Here is a 407-nt window from a genome sequence, read left to right as displayed (position 1 = left end):
CTGGTCCTTTCTGAAGTCAGTTGAGTAGGGCGGCGACGGCGGGGGCAAGCACGCTGTTGGCGACGAGGTAGCCGCCGAGGAGGAGCAGGACGACGAGCCACCAGGGCGGGCGGGCGAGTTGGATGCCGAGGACGGCGACGACGAGGACGGTGAACCAGAGCGGGACGTCCATCGGTGATCTCCTGTCAGGCAGAGCAGCGGTGGGTACGGGCGGCGAGTTCGGCGGCGGCGCGGCTGTCGTACTCGGCGGAGAAGTCGCAGCGGGGTGCCGTGCAGGCGGCGAGGTGACGGTTGCGTCCACGGGCCAGGTACGAGGCGACCTGGACGGGACCGATGCGGCGGACGTTGCGGAAACGCGGGGTCACGTGAGCGGTCCTTTCTCAAAGGTGGGCGGCGACGGACGGGGT

Annotated in this window: 2 protein-coding genes; both read right to left on the bottom strand. The window is 69.8% G+C overall.

Annotation, left to right across the window (positions count from 1 at the left end; genetic code table 11):
• Positions 1-16: 16 nt before the first annotated feature.
• Positions 17-172, bottom strand: coding sequence for a hypothetical protein (locus EHS43_RS47020; protein ID WP_185806708.1), 156 nt, complete (start codon positions 170-172; stop codon positions 17-19).
• A 13-nt stretch (positions 173-185) separates the two neighbouring features.
• A complete protein-coding gene (locus tag EHS43_RS45955; protein WP_030324097.1) occupies positions 186-365 on the bottom strand; it encodes a mobile element transfer protein in 180 nt (59 codons plus the stop codon).
• Between the last annotated feature and the right edge of the window lie 42 nt (positions 366-407).

This window comes from Streptomyces sp. RP5T (assembly GCF_003933965.1).
Lineage (GTDB): Bacteria > Actinomycetota > Actinomycetes > Streptomycetales > Streptomycetaceae > Streptomyces.
This window is presented reverse-complemented; position numbering and strand designations above follow the sequence as displayed.

Excerpts from the sequence above, each read along its gene's own strand:
- EHS43_RS47020 (WP_185806708.1), bottom strand. The coding sequence starts at position 172 with ATGGACGTCCCGCTCTGGTTCACCGTCCTCGTCGTCGCCGTCCTCGGC.